Source organism: Salinicoccus sp. Bachu38 (assembly GCF_038561955.2).
GTDB lineage: Bacteria > Bacillota > Bacilli > Staphylococcales > Salinicoccaceae > Salinicoccus > Salinicoccus bachuensis.
In genome coordinates this window covers 1,432,199-1,452,008 of sequence record NZ_CP138333.2, presented here as the reverse complement: position 1 = coordinate 1,452,008, position 19,810 = coordinate 1,432,199, and the positions used below count along the sequence as shown (strand labels likewise).

Genomic DNA, 19,810 nt, shown 5'->3' with positions numbered 1-19,810 from the left:
TAGAATGGAAAACTTTACAGCAGAAGAAATCATCCAGTACATCAGTAATGCACACAAGGTGACACCGGTGAAAGTATACGTCAACGGAAACTTTGAAGGTGTGGAATTCCCGGATACACTCAAAGTGTTCGGCAGTGAAACTTCCAAAACGATCTTTGCAGATCTGGCGGATTGGAAAGCATTCGAAGAATACAACAAGGATATCATCACAGATATCGAAGTTGAAATGGACAGAAGAAACTCTGCAATTCCGTTGAAAGATCTTTCAGAAACGAATGCACGCATAGAACCGGGCGCGTTCATCCGTGAGAATGCCGTAATTGAAGATGGTGCAGTCGTTATGATGGGTGCTACGATCAATATTGGTGCAATCGTCGGCGAAGGTACAATGATAGATATGAACGCATCCCTCGGCGGACGTGCTGTCACAGGCAAGAACGTCCATGTGGGCGCAGGTTCGGTACTCGCCGGTGTCATCGAGCCGCCAAGTGCTTCCCCGGTAGTCATAGAGGATGATGTCCTGATCGGTGCAAATGCCGTTATCCTTGAAGGTGTGAGGGTCGGAAAAGGCGCGATTGTAGCAGCGGGAGCAATTGTTACGGATGATGTTCCAGCGGGGGCGGTTGTAGCAGGTACACCTGCAAAAGTGATCAAGCAGTCCCAGGATGTGGACAGCTCCAAGAGGGAAATCGTTTCAGCGCTGAGGAAGCTTAATGACTGATATTGAATTTGTGACTGAGCACAGACGGGTGCTGCATCAGCATCCTGAAACAAGCATGCAGGAATTCGAGACGACAGAATACATCCTCGGGTTTCTGCAGCAGATGGATATTCCTTTTGAACGGCCTCTTGAAACAGGGGCCGTTGCTCATCTGTCGGGGAATTCCGACAGGACCATCGCCTTCAGGGCGGATATAGATGCCCTGCCGATACAAGAGGAGAATGATGTACCCTACCGCAGTACAAAAGACCATGCCATGCATGCGTGTGGACACGATGGCCATACGGCAGCCTTGATGCTTTTCGCAAAACGCTGTAAAACTTTGCATGACGCAGGAGAGCTGAAGCACAATGTCATATTCATTTTCCAACCTTCCGAAGAGACGGCGGCAGGTGCCAACCAGCTCATCGATGCCTGGGATCCTGATGAGGATATTGAAGCGGTGTTCGGCGTCCATATGATGCCCAATGAAGACGAAGGCAAAGTGGTGCTTCGGGACGGTGAAATCACTGCAAGCGCAACCGAATTCCGATTCTACGTCGATGGAAAGTCGGCCCATGTGGCGGCGAAGCATGATGGCATATCAGCGATAGAAACCCTGCTTCACATCACAACGCAGCTGACACAGCTCCAGCACTTCCACCTCAATGGATTGAACCGCAATATCATCCATATCGGAAATCTGAATGCCGGTGAAGCGATCAACACCGTTGCAAGCAAGGGGTATCTCGAAGGTACGATACGGACTTATGAGATGGAAGATCTTGAAACGATAAAGGAACGGATGAAAACATTGGCCCGTACAGCCACAGAGCTGTTCAGTTCCGAGGTGGAGGTCACCTTCAATGAAGGGTATCCGCCTGTAATGAACGCAGCTTCACTGAGACAGTCCGTGGAGGCGGCGCTGGCCTCCATCAATATCAATATCATCGACAGTGACAAGCCTTACCTGTTCGGTGAGGACTTCAGTTTCTACGACCGGATCGCTCCTTCGTATTTCATATTTTTCGGGAGCCGGAATGAAGAAAAGGGATTTACAAGCAGCCTGCATACATCGACATTCGATCTCGACGAAGCAGTGCTGGTGAAAGTGGCAGATTATTATGAAGCGCTGATGGAAGAAATATAAGAAGGAAGTGGATGGAATGGGTGGCACACTCACAATAGACAGAAAACAATTCATACAGACGGCCAAAGCGGCAACAGGAGGCAAGAATGTCATCGCTGTTGTTAAGAATAATGCATATAATTATGGTCTGGAATTTTCCGTAAAAGCATTTCTTGAGGCTGGCATCCATTCGTTCGCTACCACTTCGATGGATGAGGCGCTTGAAATCAGAAGGATCTCCCGGGACGCAATGGTTTTCCTGATGAATCCGACCTATGATTTCCAGACGGTCAGGGAAAATGGTTTTCATATTACATTGCCATCCCTGGAATACTACCATGAATATAGGGAGGCACTCTCCGGCATCAGCGTACATCTGGAGTATGCAGGACTCTTCAACCGTTCCGGCTTCAGCACATCCGAAGATATGGTTGAAGTCATCAACGATGCATATTCCCTCCCCCAGCATGCCAGAGTGGATATTACTGGCATCTGGACACACTTCGGCTATGCCGATGAACTTGATATGGAAGAATACGAAGTGGAAAGGGAGCTATGGTTGACGCTTCTTTCCGACGTTCTGTCTACAGGACACACCTTCGACTACATCCATGCCCAGAACAGTGCAAGCTTTGCACGTGATGGTCTGTTCAACGGACACACCCATCTGAGACTCGGCATCGCCTTGTACGGCTCACGCCCCTATGCAACGCTTCCTGCTGAAAGTTATGTCCAGAGCATGACATTGAAGGCGCCCATCGTCCAGTTGAGACGACTTTGCGCCAACCAGAAGTGCGGCTATGGCGGAAGTTATCAGCCTGAAAACGATACGAAGATTGCAGTGGTCGATATCGGCTATGGGGACGGCATTTTGAGGAAGCGTGCTGAATTCGACTGCATGATCGATGGAAAGCGCTATGCGATCAGGGCTTTGATGATGAGCCATATGATTGTGGAAGTGGATGAAGATGTGACCCTGGATGATGAAGTCATCATGTACAGCAATGATTTGAGGATCGACGAGTACACGGCCCTCGGTGCAGGTGCAAACTCCGAGCAGCTGGGTGCGCTGAACTACAATTCTTTAAAAAAGGTGATTTTAAATGACACTAACGTATATCAATGATGAACTGCATTTGAATGGACATTCCCTGAGAGGGCTGACGGAACAATATGGAACTCCCCTTTTCGTCTACGATGAAGACGCACTCCGCAACCAGTGCAGGAGATACCACAGTGTTTTTGAAGGGGAATCGCTGGATTACTCCATTTCGTATGCTTCAAAGGCATTCACTTCCATACAGATGGTCAAACTTCTCGAAGAGGAGGACATGAAGCTTGACGTCGTTTCGGCAGGCGAGCTGTACACGGCACTGGAAGCAGGATTTCCGGCTTCGCACATACACTTCCATGGGAATAACAAGACCACCGAAGAAATCGAATATGCACTTGAAATGGGTATTGGATTATTTGTAGTGGATGCAATGGATGAAGTGGCGCTCCTCGACCGCCTCGCCGATCAGCCGGTTGATGTCCTGCTAAGAATCAATCCGGGCATCGATGTAAATACACATTCGTATATCCAGACCGGCCAGGAAGACAGCAAGTTCGGCCTGTCGATTCAAAATGGGACTGCACAGGAGGCCATCGACAGGATACATAGCAGTAACCAGTTGAATTTCAAGGGTGTCCATTATCATCTCGGTTCGCAGATATCCGAGGAAGGTCCCTTCCTGAAAGCTTTGGAAGTCGTTTTTGAATGGCTGTCCAGTACCTCCATCGATGTTGAAATATTGAATATGGGTGGCGGTTATGGTGTCCGCTATACTGAAGAGGATGTAAGATTCCCGATTGAGGAAGGGTTCTCCCGGATTATTGGAAAGCTGAAATCCCTTGCTGACGAATATGACATCGCCTTTCCCCACATCATGATAGAGCCGGGCCGTTCAATTGCAGCAGAAGCCGGCATCACCGTCTACGAAGTGGGTGTCGTAAAGGATATTCCAGGCGTATCAAGGTATGTGTCGATTGACGGAGGAATGAGCGATCATATCCGGACACCTCTGTATGATGCAAAATACGAGGTATTGACTGTAGACGCTGGAGAGGGAAAAAATATCGACTCACACGTTGTCGGCAAGCTATGTGAATCCGGTGATGTCATTGGAAAGAATCTTTCCCTGCCCGAGAATATCAGGCGTGGAGACCTGATTGCGGTCGGTACGACAGGTGCCTACCACTACTCCATGGCTTCGAATTACAATCAGATGAGGAAACCAGCCGTTGTATTTGTCACTGAAGACAATGTAAGGGAAGTCATCAGAAGGCAGAGCCTGAAACAGCTTGTGGAAAATGATGTGATATAAAATAAAAAGAGCCCTTGGGCTCTTTTTATTTTTGTATATAGAAATGCATATAAAAAACCTGGGCCAAGCCCAGGTTCAGATGATACAAATCAATTTATCATAAATAGATTTATATTAGAGTTTAACAACGTTTGCAGCTTGTGGGCCGCGGTCGCCTTCAACGACTTCGAATTCTACTGACTGACCTTCTTCAAGGGATTTGTAGCCTTCTTGATTGATAGCGGAGAAGTGTACGAATACGTCGTTTTCACCCTCGATTTCGATGAAGCCAAAACCTTTTTCTGCATTGAACCATTTTACTGTACCTTGTTTCATTAATTAAATCCTCCAGTGACGATATTCAATAGCATAATCCATATACCATAGAAATGTATGGTACATACAATTTCTTATATGGAGAATACTTATTGATATCCCAATTATAAGCCATATGGATCGGATTTGCAAACGATTCTTTACCGGTTTTGTACTTTTTTATGAATATTCTAATAATATTATGCAAATAATTCCCCGTCTTTAAGCATCATCGGTGTATAGAATATCTGCAGGTCTTCTCCGCAATCTTCACAGTGCGCCATCTCACAGCCGTTGAAGAATGCGAGAAGGTTGTATTTTCCTTCTTTGAATGAATGGAACTGTTCTTTCATTTTCTGGATGATATCCGTATATGCATCTTTCATGGCTTTTTCAGACTCGTAGCTGAACTGTCTGACGATGCCTTCCTGCCACCCCTCAAAAAGCCACCAGCCTTCGTAATCTGCTCTGAGTATGACAATCTTAAACATTTTAAAAACTCCATTCACGTTTGATAATATATGTATTATATACGCGTATAATTCGCATTATCAAGCTAAAAATCCTATAATATAGTATAAGAGGTGTTGCAAATGGAATCAAGAATGATAATCGTATCCGGACATGTCCAGGGTGTCGGCTTCAGGTATTCGACAAAAGTCATTGCAGACCGGCTGAATATCACCGGCTATGCAGCAAATGTCCGGGACTATGTTGAAATACTGGCCACCGGCACGGAATCGGATCTGGATGAATTTGTACAGCAGGTCACACAAGGTGCCTCCCCTGCTTCGAATGTTGATGACTATTCGGTCAAAACGATTCCCCTGGAAGATGGCTATGATAGATTTGTAACCAAATAGTATTGACTGAAGGTGTAATTTAAAGATGAAGAATAATATATCACACTGGTTCGCCTCATTGATTTCCATACCGGTCGCGGTTGTAGCTGGCATGTTTTCGATGATCGCCTTCGATATCCATCTGGCTTTCGATATGATGATTGCGACGGGCGGCTTTTTTGCAGCCTACTTCCCCACCCAATCGATAAGCCTGAATTCGCAGTTGCAGAAAATGGGAATATCAAAAAGTGAATACCGTTATGTCAAAAGCCAGCTGTCTGAAGCGAGGGAAAAGATCAAAAGGCTGAGACAGAGCTACAAGAACGTACGGACTTTAAAGGACGCGAAACTCATATACGATATCAACCGTCTTGTCCGGACCATATACCAGGCGGTTGAAAATGATCCCAAACTCTTTTTCAATGTCCAGCAATTCTTTCATTCGAATCTTGATTCTGCGGTGAACACCATCGAGCAGTATCTCTTCCTGTACAAGATGCCGGGCAAGACGAAGGAAGAAAAGGTGAAGCTGCACGAAACAAGGATTTCACTGCTTGAGCTCAAAAGAACCATACAGTCCAACCTGTCGGCGATGAACAGGGACAGCTATCAGGCTCTGGAAGTTGAGAAGGATTTCATAAAATTGAATAGGAAACGTACCATGTCCACACTCAAACTGGATAATAAACTTGAAAAACAGAAGGTGGACCTGAAGAAAAAAGAGAAAGAGCCAGTATATCAAAACAGAGGTGAAGATGATGAAAGAGGAAAATAAATTAAAAGAGAAGCTATTATCCGACCCATTCTCTTCAGTGGATGAAGATACGGATCTCATCCCCCAGCCTGAGATGGCCGTTGAGGAAAAAAGGGAACAGAGCACGCTGACGACCTATCAGGAAAGGTTTACAGAAGAAGACCTGAAGAAGATTGAAGAGATCAAGAACAAGATAGAACCCCTTGATAATGATGCACTCATCCAATATGGCTCGAATGCCCAGCAGGCACTGTCCAAGTTCTCCCACCAGATGCTCTCGGAAGTCCAGTCGAAAGACGTTGGCCCCATCGGAGAGACGTTGGAGAGCCTGATGAAGAAACTGAAGGAGATCGACCCGGATGAACTGACGAAAGAGAAGAAGAATATTTTCAACCGCATATTCCGAAGAGTGAAGAAATCTGTAAACGAGCTGATTTCGAAACACCAGAGCGTAGCTTCACAGGTGGACCGTATCGGTATACAGCTTGAGCATGCCAAGGAAGTCCTGGTCAAAGATGTGCACCTGCTCGACAAACTGTATGACCAGAACAAGGACTACTTTGATGCAATCAACATCTACATTGCGGCTGCCGAAATGAAGAAGGAAGAACTTGAGAACGAAACACTGCCCGAGCTGAGAAGAAAGGCCGAGGAATCGAGCAATCAGATGCATGTCCAGGAAGTAAATGACATGATGCAGTATATCAACCGGCTTGAAAAACGTATCCATGACCTCAAGCTCTCAAGGCAGATCACCCTGCAGTCTGCCCCACAGATCAGAATGATCCAGAACATCAACCAGACGCTGGCGGAGAAGATCCAGAGCTCCATCCTGACAAGCATACCGCTTTGGAAGAACCAGATGGCCATCGCCCTCACTCTGCTCCGTCAGGAATCGGCTTCACAGGCCCAGCAGGCAGTCACCAATACGACCAATGACCTGTTGACCAAGAACTCTGAAATGCTGAAACAGAACTCAATACGGACAGCCCAGGAGAATGAACGGGGTATCGTAGATATCGAAACATTGAAGACCACCCAGGAAAACCTGGTAACCACCATTGAAGAGACATTGAGGATCCAGCAGGAAGGTTCGCAGAAACGCCAGGCGGCAGAGCGCGAGCTTGAAAGCATGGAAGAGGAACTCAAGACGAGACTCCTGGAACTCAAGGAAGAACACCGATACTAATCCCATAATAAAAAGCGCATCCTCTGGATGCGCTTTTTATTATGAGTATTTTACCTTTTCTTGTTTCATGCCGATCAGATAACCGGCGATATATCCGATAATCAGGACTGGAATCCATTCGAATGAACTCTCGAATAGAGGCATGCTTTCTATCCATCCCAGATTCATCCATCCATTCCTGTGTATGACTGCAAGTACACTTGTGATGATCACCAGAGCGACCGGCAGTTGGAAGCTTAGCCTCGGTGAAGGAACAAAGTATGTCAGGAACAGTAACACAACGGAAGTCATTGCGATCGGATAGATGATGTAGAGGACCGGCAGACTTGTCTGGATAACCTGGTTAAGCCCCTGGTTGGCCAGAACAAGAGAAATCAGAGTAAATATGATGACGAATGCCTCATATGATATTTTCGGCAGGATACTATTGAAGTATTCACTTACTGCCACAATCAGGCCAGTAGCAGTCGTCAGACATGCCACAGCAACGATGATACCAAGCAGGATCGCACCGAATTGACCATATGAATCATTGGCGACAAACGTCAGAAGGAAGGTGCCCAGGTTCTGATCATCGACCTGTTCCCCGCCCAGATTCACACGGTTGCCGATCCAGCCAAGGGAGACGTAGATGACACCAAGAAGCAGTGCTGCAATGGAGCTTGCTTTGACTGTTTCGATAAGCAGTTCTTTTCTGCTGGTGACACCAAGATCCCGGATTGAGTTCAGAACAATGACTGAAAATGCGATTGCTGCGATGGCGTCCATAGTAAGGTATCCTTCGGTAAACCCAACTGAGAACGGTGCAGTCGTGTCGAACCCTTCTGCCGGGGCACCTGGGTCATTGCTTATGTACATCATAATCGCCCTGATAATAAGCGCTACAATGGTGACCAGCAGTACCGGTGTAAGGAATCGGCCGATATTATCGACCATGCGGCTCGGATTATAGCTTAAAAGAAACACAATAGCAAAGAAGACAATTGAGAATATGAGCAGGCTTGCCCACCCTGTGCCGTCCATGAATGGCATAAGTGACATTTCATAGGCTGTTGTAGCTGTCCTCGGGATGGCGAAGAATGGACCTATTGCCAGATAGATGACCACCATGAAAATGATTGCAAAAGCCGGATGGACGACTTTAAGCGACTCCCGGTACCCACCTTTTGAGATGGACCCGGCAATTACCCCGACCAGCGGCAATCCTACGCCGGTAATAACGAAGCCGATGATTGCCATCCAAAAATAGTCTCCGCTTTGGAAACCAAGACCTGGTGGGAAAATCAGGTTCCCTGCCCCAAAGAACATGGCAAAAAGCATGAACCCGATGATGATGCTGTGTTTGAAACTCATTATTTGACCTCCTAATACGTAAAAGTTATTGAAATGGTAAACCTTAGTTTACAATACAAACCCCTTTAAGTCCATAAAATTCTTAATTGTCAGATATTACAATTTGTGAAAAGCTACACTAGTATTTTGGTCAGTATTCTCTTGAGCAGATTCGGCAATGCAGAAGCGATTTCCTCAGCATTATTGACGATGATGGTGTTGGTATCATAGATATTTTTGATGGCAGCAAGTGTATTTCCTTCATTCGATTCGTCTATGAAGATATTGATGACCTGGATGCCCGACTTCCTGGCCTCCTGTACTGCTTCATGCGTATCTATGATTCCACTCTGATTGTACTGTTCGGCACTTGGCAGGCCATCGGAGAACATGATGATGAAACGATCCTTCTCACTGCGCAACTGCAGCTTTCCGGTCTCATGCTTGATGACGAGTCCATCACGGTTATCTCCGGAAGCCTCGAGATCCATAAGGGAGACGGGGTAATAATACTTGGATCTCTCGAAATCCATATGTTCATAAATATTATTGGGGTAATGATTTTTCATCACTTCAAAGGTATCCTCATGATGGGAGACGATGCGGTGCGGTATTCCCAAAGACTTTAGAATATTATTCACTATGATGACGCCATTCCGGCAACCTTCAAGATTTTCAGTCATGGAGAATGACTGGTCGATGATGACTGTAAACGCAGCATCGATCTCCTTCGACTTGGTATTTTTCTTTGTGAACAGTTTGGGACTGTCATCTATTATAGGTCCTATCGGATTCTTCATCAGTTTCCCGGATGTGCGTCTCGTCTGGAAAGCATTCATCTTGTAGTTGAGTATCTGTGTAATATCTCCGACGACTTTCTTGGCGACTGCATTGTAGGACTCGAATATTCTTTGGTATTCCTTGTACTGGGAGAGCCTGATTTTAGGTTTTACTATGTTCAGCACTGCATGCTGATTGATAGCCCCCGAATCCTCGAACAGATTGTCTCCGGTGTTCCTGCCAAAGCCTTCATGATAATCCGATACATCGTCTTCATATGGGTTCTGCTTGCCATGTGCACTTTTTCTTGAGGTGTTGTCCCCTGTCTCCCCCAGCATATTCGCTTCATCAGCATCACGGTCCGTTTTGGTATCCACACGGCTCGTCTCCTCTTCTTGCTGCTCCTCGGCCTTTTCATCCAGGCGGTCGGAATCCTTCCTGAATGGAGTCGCCCTATTGAATCCACTGATGTCATTAAAGGGCATATCGTGCAGCCTGAACGAGGTCTTCAGTGAAATTTGTTGTGATATGGCTGATATTATCTTTTCTGTCAATACAATGCTGTCTTCTGTACTGTCACTGATGAGGGATATGGGCTCACCAAATGCTTCCATGGTTTCCCGACCTTCGAGAATCGCTAGATTGAACGATTTCAGGAAAGCCTCGGCATCATTGGAAGACCTTTTTTTGTATTCCTCGGTTTTTATGCGATCTCCCTTTTGAATGATGTTTCTGACCAGTGGACGCTGTCTGATGGCTGCCCGTCTGTTTCGGTAGTATTCGAGGGACAGGAAGATCTGCTGTGTAAATACATCCCTGTCCTTCATCCTGTCATATTCCCGGTAGTTGAAAATATAAGGGGAAGGATATCTGGTAAGTATATCGTACCTGAATCCTTCCCTTTCACTGATATCCATTCTATGTTTCCAGAAGAAACTCATATTGAACTCATTGGAAGCGGGATTATAATAGCTGTATTTCCGGACGGTCACCGTCACTTCCTTCTTCTTGAGGAGAAGGCGTGCGAGATCAGTGATTTCCATCATTATTTTGGAATCTACAATTTCATCATTGAATTTTATAAATGAATAGCTCATGTTTATCACATTCCAAACTGAAGTTCTGCTGCATTCAGAATCGCCTTTTTCTCCTGTTCACTATCGAGCTTGTCAATGATGGCCCGGTAGCATGCACGTCCAATCGGCATCTGCGTACTGAGGTCGGCCAGGTCGATCAGACTTCTAACGCTGGAGGCTTCCTGGGAAATCTGTCCCTGTTCGGTCATTGTGACAAGGTCTCCATGGAAATTTGTGATGGCATTGATGATTGACTCATCCTTCTGGATGCTTTGCGCGTTCAGCACCTGAATCAGCGCATCCCTCGATACGTAACCAAGCTCAATGACATTGAAACGGTTGAGCAGCGCTTCATTCATCGGCATGGTACCGACATATCCTACATTGATTGCCGCAATGACATTGAACCCATCTTCAGCGACGATCGTATCACCAGTCAAGGGGTTTGTAATCGTCCTGCGATAATCCAGTGCCGCATTCAGAATCGGCAGAACTTCCGGTTTGGCCATGTTGATTTCGTCGATATAGAGCATGGCGCCTTCCTTCATTGCACGGATGACCGGACCATCTATGAAAGTGATTTCCTGTCTGCCTTCGTTATATTCGATGGTCTTGAATCCGAGCAGGGATTCGATATCGACATCCACTGAACAGTTTATGCTGTACATATCCTTGTCCAGTTCTCCAGTCAGGTCTTCTGCCAGCCTAGTTTTTCCGGAACCCGTCGGGCCCTTCAGAAGCAGATTTTTTCCAAGGGATAGGATGATCAGGGAATCGCTTTTAATCGTTTCGTCATTATGCAGGAAATTTATTGGCATATCTATTCAACTTCTTCAAAGTATGTTTTGTAGTAGCCGCCGACTTTTCCGGAATTGTCTTTGACGAATATATATTCTTCCGTTTCATTGACTACCGTGTAGGTCTCCCCTGGGGTCAACATATCGGATACTTTATATTTTTTTGCATCTGTATGCCCTACTCTGACTGTTCTCAAGTTATTATCATTCCAAGTTTCGTGAAGCATCTTCATCTCTCCAAACATCTTATTTTATTATGATTCTAACATAAAAATGACAGGCATCCCACGGGAGCCTGTCATGATTTTTCAATTAGCCTTCAAGCAGAAGGTCTTCTGGATTTTCAATCAGATCTTTAATCGTTTTGAGGAATCCAACAGCCTCTTTTCCATCGATGACCCGGTGGTCATAGCTGAGTGCAATGTACATCATCGGACGGTTTTCCATTTTTTCATCATCGATTGCTACAGGGCGTTTCTGGATTGTGTGCATTCCCAGAATTGCTGCCTGAGTACCGTTGATGATCGGTGTGGACATCAGTGAACCGAATACACCACCGTTTGTAATGGTGAAGGAGCCGCCTGTCATGTCATCAAGGCCGAGTTTCTTGTTCTGCGCCTTCTTGGCCATGTCGACAATATCGCTCTCGATTTCAGCGAAAGTCTTGCGGTCGCAGTCCCTGACTACTGGAACGACAAGTCCTTCGTCTGTGGACACCGCAACGCCGATATCGTAGAACTGTTTCAGAACAAGGTCTTCTCCATCGATTTCAGCATTGACAGCCGGATATTTTCTGAGGGCTGCCACTGAAGCTTTTGTAAAGAATGACATGAAACCAAGGCGTGTACCATCGTGGCGTTCCTGGAATTCATCTTTCTTGCGCTTCCTGAGTTCCATAAGGTTGGTCATATCCACTTCATTGAAAGTTGTAAGCATTGCTGTGTTCTGGGAAACTTCCAGGAGACGTTTTGCAATCGTCTGGCGTCTGCGGGACATTTTTTCCCTGACTACAGGCTTCTCCGGTTTTTCGGATGTCTGTTTCTGTGGCTGTTCCTGCTTTTTGGGCGCTTCGGATTTTTCAGGCTGTTTGCCGTGGTTGTCTACATCCTGGCTCCTGACGAGTCCGCGGGGATCGGATGCATTGATATCGCTCAAATCGATGCCTTTCTCGCGTGCCATGCGTCTTGCTGAAGGTGTGGCAACGATACGTTCATTGTCATCTGAAGTTTCTTCTTCGGAGGCCTCTTTGGAGTCGTCTTTCGAAGATTCCTCTTTTTCTTCTTTCTTATCTGAACTTTCCTTGGATTCCTCTTTGGAACTTTCCTCTTTGGAACCCTCATCCTCTTTGGAAGACTCATCCGCCTCTTCTTCGGAGGAGCCGCCTGCTTCGCCGTTATCTTCAACGATGGCAATCACCTGGCCCACTTCAACAGTATCGCCTTCTTCAGCTTTGAGCTCGGTGATGACACCGGCTTCTTCACTGATCACTTCGACATTCACCTTATCCGTTTCAAGTTCGAGAATGTTTTCACCCTTCTCGACACGATCGCCTTTTTGCTTCAGCCAACTCGCAATCGTTCCTTCTGTAATTGATTCAGCCAGTTCTGGTACTTTAACTTCAGCCATTATTCTACCTCCTATGATTTTAGAGCAGTTTCAATGATATTTTGTTGTATCAGCTTGTAGGATTCCCCATCACCTTCTGCAGTAGAGGCACGTCTGATCCTGCCTACATAGTTCACGTCCACCTTGTCAGGGACAATTTCCAGAAGGAAAGGCAGTGCATAGTGATAAGTACCCATGTTTTGCGGTTCTTCCTGGACGAATCTCACTTCATCAAGATTTTTGACATCATTCAATACTTCCTTGATCTTTTCCGATGGGAACGGATAGATCTGTTCCAGCCTGATGATGAGTATTTCGTCGTTAGGATTTTCTTTTTGTTCCGTCAGAAGATCGACCGCCATTTTGCCACTCGCAATCAGGACCTTTTTCACCTTCGTCTTCTTGTATGAAGGGACAATGATCTCCTTGAAGCTACCTTCTACAAAGGCGCTTACAGGTTCACTTACAATCTGGTTGCGGAGCAGGCTCTTTGGTGTCATGAGAACCAGTGGCCTCATCTTTTCTGTGTCCAGATACTTTGCCTGTTTTCTCAACAGATGGAAGTAGTTGGATGCACTGGACAAGTTGGCTACGGTCATATTGTTCTCGGCAGCAAGCTGGAGATAGCGTTCCAGACGGGCTGAGGAGTGCTCCGCCCCCTGCCCTTCCTGTCCATGAGGCAGGAAGAGTGTCATACCGGTAGTTTCGCCCCATTTGGCATTCCCTGCCGCCATGAAATTGTCGAATATCACTTGCGCCATATTCGAGAAATCACCATATTGCGCTTCCCATATTGCCATGACATTCTTGCGTTCGACATTGTATCCATAGTCGAATCCGACAACGGCTGCTTCCGAGAGTGGTGAATTATGAACGTCGAATGTTGCACTTGAATCACTTACTTCATGAAGGGGCACGTGCTCCTCCCCGGTTTCGGGGTCATGAAGGACTGCGTGACGCTGGGCAAATGTTCCGCGCTCGGAATCCTGTCCGGTCAGCCTGATCGGCGTACCGTCCTGGTTGATTGTTGCAAAAGCAAGTACTTCTGCATGTGCCCAGTCTACAAGATCTTCTTCATTTTCAAATGGTTTTTTCCTGCGATCAAGGACATTGGACAGCTTTTTGAAGACTGTAAAGGACTCCGGGTATTTGAAGAGATCGTCGTTGATCTCCTGGAGACGTTCGCGGGAAATTTCATCCGCGGGATTTTCCTGCCCCTCAAGAATTGCCTGGGGAGTCTGTAGTTTTTCGTCTACATTCGTATCTTTCTTGTCAATCTTGTCATGGGCAGCTCTCATTTCGTCGAATACAGCCTGGATGATTTTATCTTTTTCATCTTCAGAAATGATGTCCTGCTCGACAAGCTGGGAGCCGTAGATTTCGTCGATTGTATCGTGGGATTTCACTTCCTGGTACAGAAGTGGATTGGTTGCTGAAGGTTCGTCCATTTCATTATGGCCGTATCTTCTATAGCCCACTACGTCGAGTACGATGTCCTTGTTGAACTTCTGTCGGTACTTGAGTGCAATCTCGATTGAACGCAGTACATGTTCTGGCCTGTCGGCATTGACATGCAGTATGGGCAGGTCAAATCCTAAAGCGGCATCTGATGCATATACTGTCGATCTTGCATCTGTTTCCTCCGTTGTGAACCCGATGCGGTTATTGGCGATAATGTGCATGGATCCACCGGTACTATAGCCATCCAGCTTGCCAAGGTTGAGGGACTCATAGACGATGCCCTGGCCAGGGAATGCGGCATCCCCATGGATGATGGCTGCAATCGCCTTGTTGTAATCCTGTTCAGGTTTTCCGGCATGATCAGTAGTTTCCTGCTGCGCACGGGCTTTACCAAGCACGACAGGTCCAACTACTTCCAGGTGGCTCGGATTGTTGGCAAGACTGATACGCTGCTCGAGTCCTTTATCACTTCTGGTCTTGGCACCACCCAGGTGATATTTCACATCCCTCATCCATCCCTGTGTAATTTCCAGGGAGTCATCTTCAGGAAGAAACTTCATCGGGTCCGTATGCATGAATTCACTGATCATCATTTCATAAGGCTTCTCCAGAACATGTGTCAATACATTCAGGCGGCCACGGTGTGCCATGCCAATCTGAAGGTTCGGAATGCCTTCATCAGCCATCAGGCTGAGCAGATGGTCGAGCATCGGCACGATGGAATCGAGACCTTCGATTGAGAATCGTTTGGCACCGACAAAGTTCTTATGAAGGTATTTTTCGAAGCCTTCGACCTTTGCCAAAGTTTCAAACAGGTGCTTCTTTTCATCAGGAGAAAGTGAGATTTCTTCCTGTGTTTCGATTGTTTCTTTCAGCCACTGGCGCTCTTCAGTATCATTGATATGCATATACTCATACGCAAGCGGACCAGTATATAGTGAATGGAGTTGAGTTACAGCTTCATAGGCATTGTCATAGTAGTCGCCAAGATGTACGCTTACCAGCGAAGCAGGCATTTTTTTAAGATCATCTTCTGTAAGATTATAATCTTCATAGTCCAGGCTTGGAATATTTTTGACATCGGGTCTGTAGAGCGGATAGATGTCTGATTCCAAGTGGCCGAACAGCCTGATGTTGTCTATCAGACGCAATAGGCTTTTTACTTTACTATGATCGATATCCGATTGGACAGTGCCTGGCTGGCCAGAACCGATATTTTCAAATAGGAAGCGCATTTCATCGCTTACACTGCCCGGATCATCTTGATACATGTCATGAAGCTCGAGAAGCAATCCCATATTGGTACCGAAGCGTACCGGGGCGTTCTCAAGTTCTCTCTCTTGCATTTTGCCACCCTCTTTAGAATCTTTTTAGCTTATACAGTACCATTTTAGCACTATGGTATGCCGTTTTAAAGGCAATAATGGCTGTTATTAGAACAATTCTCTAATTTTCCAGAGGGAAACGTATGGTTACTTTTGTAAAACTGCCTTCTTCGCTTTCCATCCATACCTTCCCCTTATAGTTATCAATAAGTTTTCTTGCTATAGAGAGTCCAAGGCCGTTGCCTCCGAGCTCCCTGCTCCTTGATTTATCCACCCTGTAGAATCTGTCGAATATCGCCTCGATTTCATCTTCGGGAATGCCGATGCCGTGATCGGTGATGGCGATGTCGAAATGATCTTCCTTCTTCTCCGTTGTCACGATAATATGCTTTCGTTCATGGTCATATTTTAGAGCATTATCAAGGAATATCACCAGGATCTGCTCCAGATGGTAAGGATTGATAAGGAATTTTATGGCATGGGCATCAAGGTCGAGAGTGAAAGTATAATCAGGATGCAGCTTTCTTAAAGCATCCACCCTGCTCTTTATTTCCTGGTTGATTTCCACTTCCTCCATCACTTCTGTCGTCTTGCCATCATTTTTCGTAAGCAGCAGCAGTTCTTCGACCAGCTTGTTGATCCGTTGGAGTTCATCGATGGAAATTTCCAATGATTCATCCAGGACTTCAGGCTTGTGCCTCCCCCATCTGCTGATCAGCTTCAGGTGTCCCTGGATGATTTGAAGAGGCGTCCTCAATTCATGTGAAGCATCTTCAACAAACTGCTTCTGCTGATTGTATGAGCGCTCAAGGGAGTCCATCATATGATTGAACGAGTCGACCATATAATCCGTCTCTTCTGTGTTCGTCTCTATCTGGAGACGCTCTGAGAAACCTTCGGATTCGATCCTTCTCAACTGATACGCAATATTCCTGATAGGCTTCACCATCTGTGTTGAAAAGAAGTAGCTGATGATCGATGTGAACAATATGGACATGAAGCCTACTATGATGGCAATGAAAACCATCATCCTGATTACGGAATTGTAGTAGTCGAGTGGATGAATCACTGAAATGTACCCGTTCCAGTATTGCGAATCCAATTTCACGCTTCCTTCAAGGAAGCTGCCATCTTCGTTGTTCATGGGTAAAATTTCTCTGTCGTATACCGGTTCGAAATCGCTCTCGAAATTCATCGGAACACCCGTAGTGGCGCTGAAGACTTCTTCGCCGCTCTGGGTGTAGAGGACCATCTTCTGCCTGTCATACAGGCTCGAATAAATCTCATTCTGGCTGATCGTATTGATCGGCTGCGACTCATACAGGCTCTCGAGTTCTTCAAGACTCCTGTCCACTGAACGGTATTCCTGATCCTTCAGATACATGCTGGTGAAATAGATGAGCAGAGAACTGAATATCAGATATGTGATGGAGATGATCATCGTCGAAAGGCGCAGCCATCTGTATTTCAAGGATTGCCTGTTCATGATCGGATCACATACCCTACACCCCTGACGGTTTCTATCAGTCTGTGCTTGTCGAAAGGTTTCAGCTTATTGCGCAGATATCTGATATAGACATCCACTACATTCGTCTCCACTTCGCTGTCGTATCCCCATACATGGTCCAGAATGGTCTCCCGCTGCAACACGACACCTGCATTCTTCATCAATAGGTGAAGCAGTTCATACTCCGTTTTGGTAAGATCAAGTTCCTTGCCATCCAGAGTGACATGATAGGCGGAAGTATCCATCGTTATACCATGCAGTTCCAGTATTTCCCGCTTGTCCTCCTGTGAACTGGATCGTCTCATGATGACACGTATTCTTGCGAGCAGCTCTTCTATTTCAAATGGTTTCACAATATAGTCATCGGCGCCATAGTCCAGGCCAATCACCTTATCATATGTTTCTCCCTTGGCTGTAATGATGATGATCGGAGTATCCTTCTCTTTCCTCAGCCTGCGGCAAACTTCCAGCCCATTCAGTTTCGGAAGCATCAGGTCAAGCAGTATACAGTCAAACTCGGAATCGAGTGCCTTGTTCAAACCATCCTCTCCATCGTTGGAAAGAGTGACATGGTAGCCTTCATGAACCAGTTCAAGTTCTATAAATCGTGCAAGATTCATTTCGTCTTCGACAACCAGAATATGTTTCATCGTAATCTTCCTATCATTCGTTTTTCCCCATCATAACATTTTAGGCCAGTACGGATGTGCATCCTATCCCGTCCTCTGGCCAATGGGCAGTTTATTTTTCAATGATATTATATGAGTAATATAAAAGAAATGGCAACGTCCTTAAGGACGCTGCCATATGTTTATGGATATATAACCTTGTCTTGAAAATGATCTGTTAAATAAGGGGGGCTTATTCATTCTCATTGATAATCATTTTCAATTACATTCTATATAGGGGACGGCAATCTGTCAAGTTTTTTATGCATGATGAAGCTTGTGGCAACGACGACAGCTGTTCCTGCAACAATTCCTGCGATTACATCGGTAGGATAATGGACGCCCAGGTATACTCTTGAAGAGGAGATCATCAATATGAAAAAGGCGCACACGCCATATAGCATGCCCTTATTGTTCAGTCCGCTATTTTTGACCAGGGTCATCAAAGAACCGAAGAAGATCGTAGAACCCATCGCATGTCCACTTGGAAAGCTGAACCCTGTTATATCGATGAGTCTCAGCATGGAGGGCCTCTCCCTGTCGAATGAATTCTTCATTACCGGAATCAGAATGCTGCTTGCCAGCATTGATATAATCATGAACAGGGTTTCGAATTTCAGACGATACAGCATCAGTATCGTGATCATTATAAGTGACAGGATGACCATGGACAGGACTTCACCGACCTGGGTGAAACCAAGCATCAGCGCTGTTGTAATGAAGCTTTCGGACGCATAGATGAATTCATAGACCTCGGTATCGATCCAATGTCCAAGGCGGGATTCATGAAAATAGGCAATGATGCCAAAAATAAGGGTGAAAACCAGAAAGAGGGACAGTTTCTTCAGCCGGTTCATCGATTACCCTCCTTGCCGAGCAGGAGGTCGACAAGTGATTCGGGCCTGAAGCCACCCTCAAAATTCTTCATGCATTCCACGATGGATTCCTTGTTGCCTTCGATGCGGGACAAGGTCGTCTGGAACGTCTCAAGGTCCAACGCATCATCCTGGATGATTTCAGCATAGCCCTTTTCTTTGAAATACTCGGCATTCTCGACCTGATCCCCTCTGCTCTGTGAAAGTGGCAATGGAATGAGTATCATCGGCTTTTCGTTCAGGAGGAATTCATAGATTGCGTTTGAACCGCTGCGTCCGACCGCAATATCTGAGATTTTGAGAAGGTGTGGCAACTCTTTTTTTACAAATTCAAACTGTCTGTAATTTGGATTGTCGAGCCCTTCCTGGTAATTGCCACGGCCGCACAGGTGAATGATCTGCCATTCTTTTGTCAGCGCCTCCAGATTGTCCCTGATGAAGTTGTTGATTGAACGTGCACCGAGGGAACCTCCCATTACGATCATAATGGGCTTTTCAGCATTGAATCCGGTCAGCTCATATCCGATATCCTTATAGCCCCTCTTAAGCTCATCCCGTATGACAGGCCCCAGATACTCGGATTTGCCGCTCGGGAGATACTCCAAAGTCTTTTTGAAAGTGACATAGATTTTAGTGGCAAACTTCCCTGCAATGCGATTGGCCAGTCCTGGAGTGATGTCAGACTCATGGATATACACTGGGATGCCGAGAGATTTCGCTGCCAGTACCACCGGTACACTGACGAAGCCACCTTTGGAAAAAACGAACTCGACCTGCTCCTTCTTCAATACTTTGCGGGCATCACTGATGCCCCTCATGACTTTGAATACGTCTTTGAAGTTCTCAGCAGAAAGGTAGCGTCTTAATTTTCCACTTGAAATATTATAGTATTTAATGGATGTTGCACCGATGATTTCCTTTTCAATGCCCTTTTTTGAACCAAGATAGACGGGTTCAACCCCTCTATTTATAAAGCAGGGTATGAGCAGTTTGTTAAGCATTACATGTCCGACGGTACCCCCGCCTGTGAGGACAACTTTTCTCTTTTTTGGTTCCATACTTTCCTCCAAAACTCTTTTATGCTAATTACTTTAAACCATTTTTACAACG

19 protein-coding genes are annotated in these 19,810 nt (G+C 45.9%); 7 read left to right on the top strand and 12 right to left on the bottom strand.

Translation table 11 applies throughout. From position 1 onward, the window contains the following. Nucleotides 1-4 precede the first annotated feature (4 nt). The 4 genes from dapD to lysA are packed head-to-tail and all read left to right on the top strand — an operon-like array spanning nucleotide 5 to nucleotide 4,195. A complete protein-coding gene (dapD, locus tag RQP18_RS07325) occupies nucleotides 5-721 on the top strand; it encodes a 2,3,4,5-tetrahydropyridine-2,6-dicarboxylate N-acetyltransferase (RefSeq protein WP_342387086.1) in 717 nt (238 codons plus the stop codon). After that, nucleotides 714-1,850: a M20 metallopeptidase family protein gene (locus RQP18_RS07320; protein WP_342387085.1), complete on the top strand. Its 1,137-nt coding sequence runs from the start codon at nucleotides 714-716 to the stop codon at nucleotides 1,848-1,850. The genes dapD and RQP18_RS07320 overlap by 8 nt, the downstream gene beginning before the upstream one ends. A gap of 16 nt (nucleotides 1,851-1,866) precedes the next feature. Continuing rightward, complete coding sequence (locus RQP18_RS07315) at nucleotides 1,867-2,955, top strand: alanine racemase (protein ID WP_342387084.1); 1,089 nt, start codon at nucleotides 1,867-1,869, stop codon at nucleotides 2,953-2,955. Beyond that, nucleotides 2,933-4,195, top strand: coding sequence for a diaminopimelate decarboxylase (gene lysA / locus RQP18_RS07310; protein ID WP_342387083.1), 1,263 nt, complete (start codon nucleotides 2,933-2,935; stop codon nucleotides 4,193-4,195). Before RQP18_RS07315 ends, lysA begins: the two co-directional genes overlap by 23 nt. 114 nt (nucleotides 4,196-4,309) lie before the next feature. Here the strand turns inward: lysA and cspA are convergent, their stop codons facing one another. Beyond that, entirely contained in the window at nucleotides 4,310-4,510 is a 201-nt protein-coding gene (cspA, locus tag RQP18_RS07305) for a cold shock protein CspA (protein ID WP_017548994.1), read from the bottom strand. Nucleotides 4,511-4,689: 179 nt separating this feature from the next. Beyond that, on the bottom strand, nucleotides 4,690-4,980 hold the full coding sequence (locus RQP18_RS07300; protein WP_342387082.1) for a DUF1033 family protein: 291 nt from the start codon (nucleotides 4,978-4,980) through the stop codon (nucleotides 4,690-4,692). 102 nt (nucleotides 4,981-5,082) lie between these two features. Between RQP18_RS07300 and RQP18_RS07295 the strand changes: the two genes are divergently transcribed. The 3 genes from RQP18_RS07295 to RQP18_RS07285 are packed head-to-tail and all read left to right on the top strand — an operon-like array spanning nucleotide 5,083 to nucleotide 7,274. After that, nucleotides 5,083-5,352 (top strand): acylphosphatase, encoded by a 270-nt coding sequence (locus RQP18_RS07295; protein WP_342387081.1) that lies wholly within the window; start codon nucleotides 5,083-5,085, stop codon nucleotides 5,350-5,352. Nucleotides 5,353-5,377: 25 nt separating this feature from the next. Next, nucleotides 5,378-6,106, top strand: a complete 729-nt coding sequence (locus RQP18_RS07290) for a 5-bromo-4-chloroindolyl phosphate hydrolysis family protein (protein WP_342387080.1) — start codon at nucleotides 5,378-5,380, stop codon at nucleotides 6,104-6,106. Further along, complete coding sequence (locus RQP18_RS07285; protein ID WP_373446164.1) at nucleotides 6,090-7,274, top strand: toxic anion resistance protein; 1,185 nt, start codon at nucleotides 6,090-6,092, stop codon at nucleotides 7,272-7,274. Before RQP18_RS07290 ends, RQP18_RS07285 begins: the two co-directional genes overlap by 17 nt. A gap of 39 nt (nucleotides 7,275-7,313) precedes the next feature. Here RQP18_RS07285 and brnQ read toward each other — a convergent pair whose 3' ends face one another. The 10 genes from brnQ to RQP18_RS07235 all read right to left on the bottom strand — a co-directional run bounded on the left by brnQ (nucleotide 7,314) and on the right by RQP18_RS07235 (nucleotide 19,758). After that, a complete protein-coding gene (gene brnQ / locus RQP18_RS07280; protein WP_342387079.1) occupies nucleotides 7,314-8,627 on the bottom strand; it encodes a branched-chain amino acid transport system II carrier protein in 1,314 nt (437 codons plus the stop codon). A 113-nt stretch (nucleotides 8,628-8,740) separates the two neighbouring features. Next, nucleotides 8,741-10,483, bottom strand: coding sequence for a hypothetical protein (locus tag RQP18_RS07275; protein ID WP_342387078.1), 1,743 nt, complete (start codon nucleotides 10,481-10,483; stop codon nucleotides 8,741-8,743). Between the two features lie 5 nt (nucleotides 10,484-10,488). Next, entirely contained in the window at nucleotides 10,489-11,280 is a 792-nt protein-coding gene (locus tag RQP18_RS07270; RefSeq protein WP_342387077.1) for an ATP-binding protein, read from the bottom strand. Nucleotides 11,281-11,282: 2 nt separating this feature from the next. After that, nucleotides 11,283-11,486 carry a DUF6501 family protein gene (locus RQP18_RS07265; protein ID WP_342387076.1) on the bottom strand — a complete coding sequence of 68 codons (204 nt, stop codon included), beginning with the start codon at nucleotides 11,484-11,486 and terminating at the stop codon, nucleotides 11,283-11,285. A gap of 85 nt (nucleotides 11,487-11,571) precedes the next feature. Continuing rightward, entirely contained in the window at nucleotides 11,572-12,885 is a 1,314-nt protein-coding gene (gene odhB / locus RQP18_RS07260; protein ID WP_342387075.1) for a 2-oxoglutarate dehydrogenase complex dihydrolipoyllysine-residue succinyltransferase, read from the bottom strand. An 11-nt stretch (nucleotides 12,886-12,896) separates the two neighbouring features. Continuing rightward, complete coding sequence (locus RQP18_RS07255; protein WP_342387074.1) at nucleotides 12,897-15,671, bottom strand: 2-oxoglutarate dehydrogenase E1 component; 2,775 nt, start codon at nucleotides 15,669-15,671, stop codon at nucleotides 12,897-12,899. 100 nt (nucleotides 15,672-15,771) lie between these two features. Beyond that, nucleotides 15,772-17,136, bottom strand: a complete 1,365-nt coding sequence (locus RQP18_RS07250; protein ID WP_342387073.1) for a HAMP domain-containing sensor histidine kinase — start codon at nucleotides 17,134-17,136, stop codon at nucleotides 15,772-15,774. Further along, nucleotides 17,133-17,807 carry a response regulator transcription factor gene (locus RQP18_RS07245; RefSeq protein ID WP_342387072.1) on the bottom strand — a complete coding sequence of 225 codons (675 nt, stop codon included), beginning with the start codon at nucleotides 17,805-17,807 and terminating at the stop codon, nucleotides 17,133-17,135. The genes RQP18_RS07250 and RQP18_RS07245 overlap by 4 nt, the downstream gene beginning before the upstream one ends. Before the next feature lie 248 nt (nucleotides 17,808-18,055). Further along, nucleotides 18,056-18,682 carry a phosphatase PAP2 family protein gene (locus RQP18_RS07240; RefSeq protein WP_342387071.1) on the bottom strand — a complete coding sequence of 209 codons (627 nt, stop codon included), beginning with the start codon at nucleotides 18,680-18,682 and terminating at the stop codon, nucleotides 18,056-18,058. Next, nucleotides 18,679-19,758 (bottom strand): undecaprenyldiphospho-muramoylpentapeptide beta-N-acetylglucosaminyltransferase, encoded by a 1,080-nt coding sequence (locus RQP18_RS07235; RefSeq protein WP_342387070.1) that lies wholly within the window; start codon nucleotides 19,756-19,758, stop codon nucleotides 18,679-18,681. The genes RQP18_RS07240 and RQP18_RS07235 overlap by 4 nt, the downstream gene beginning before the upstream one ends. Between the last annotated feature and the right edge of the window lie 52 nt (nucleotides 19,759-19,810).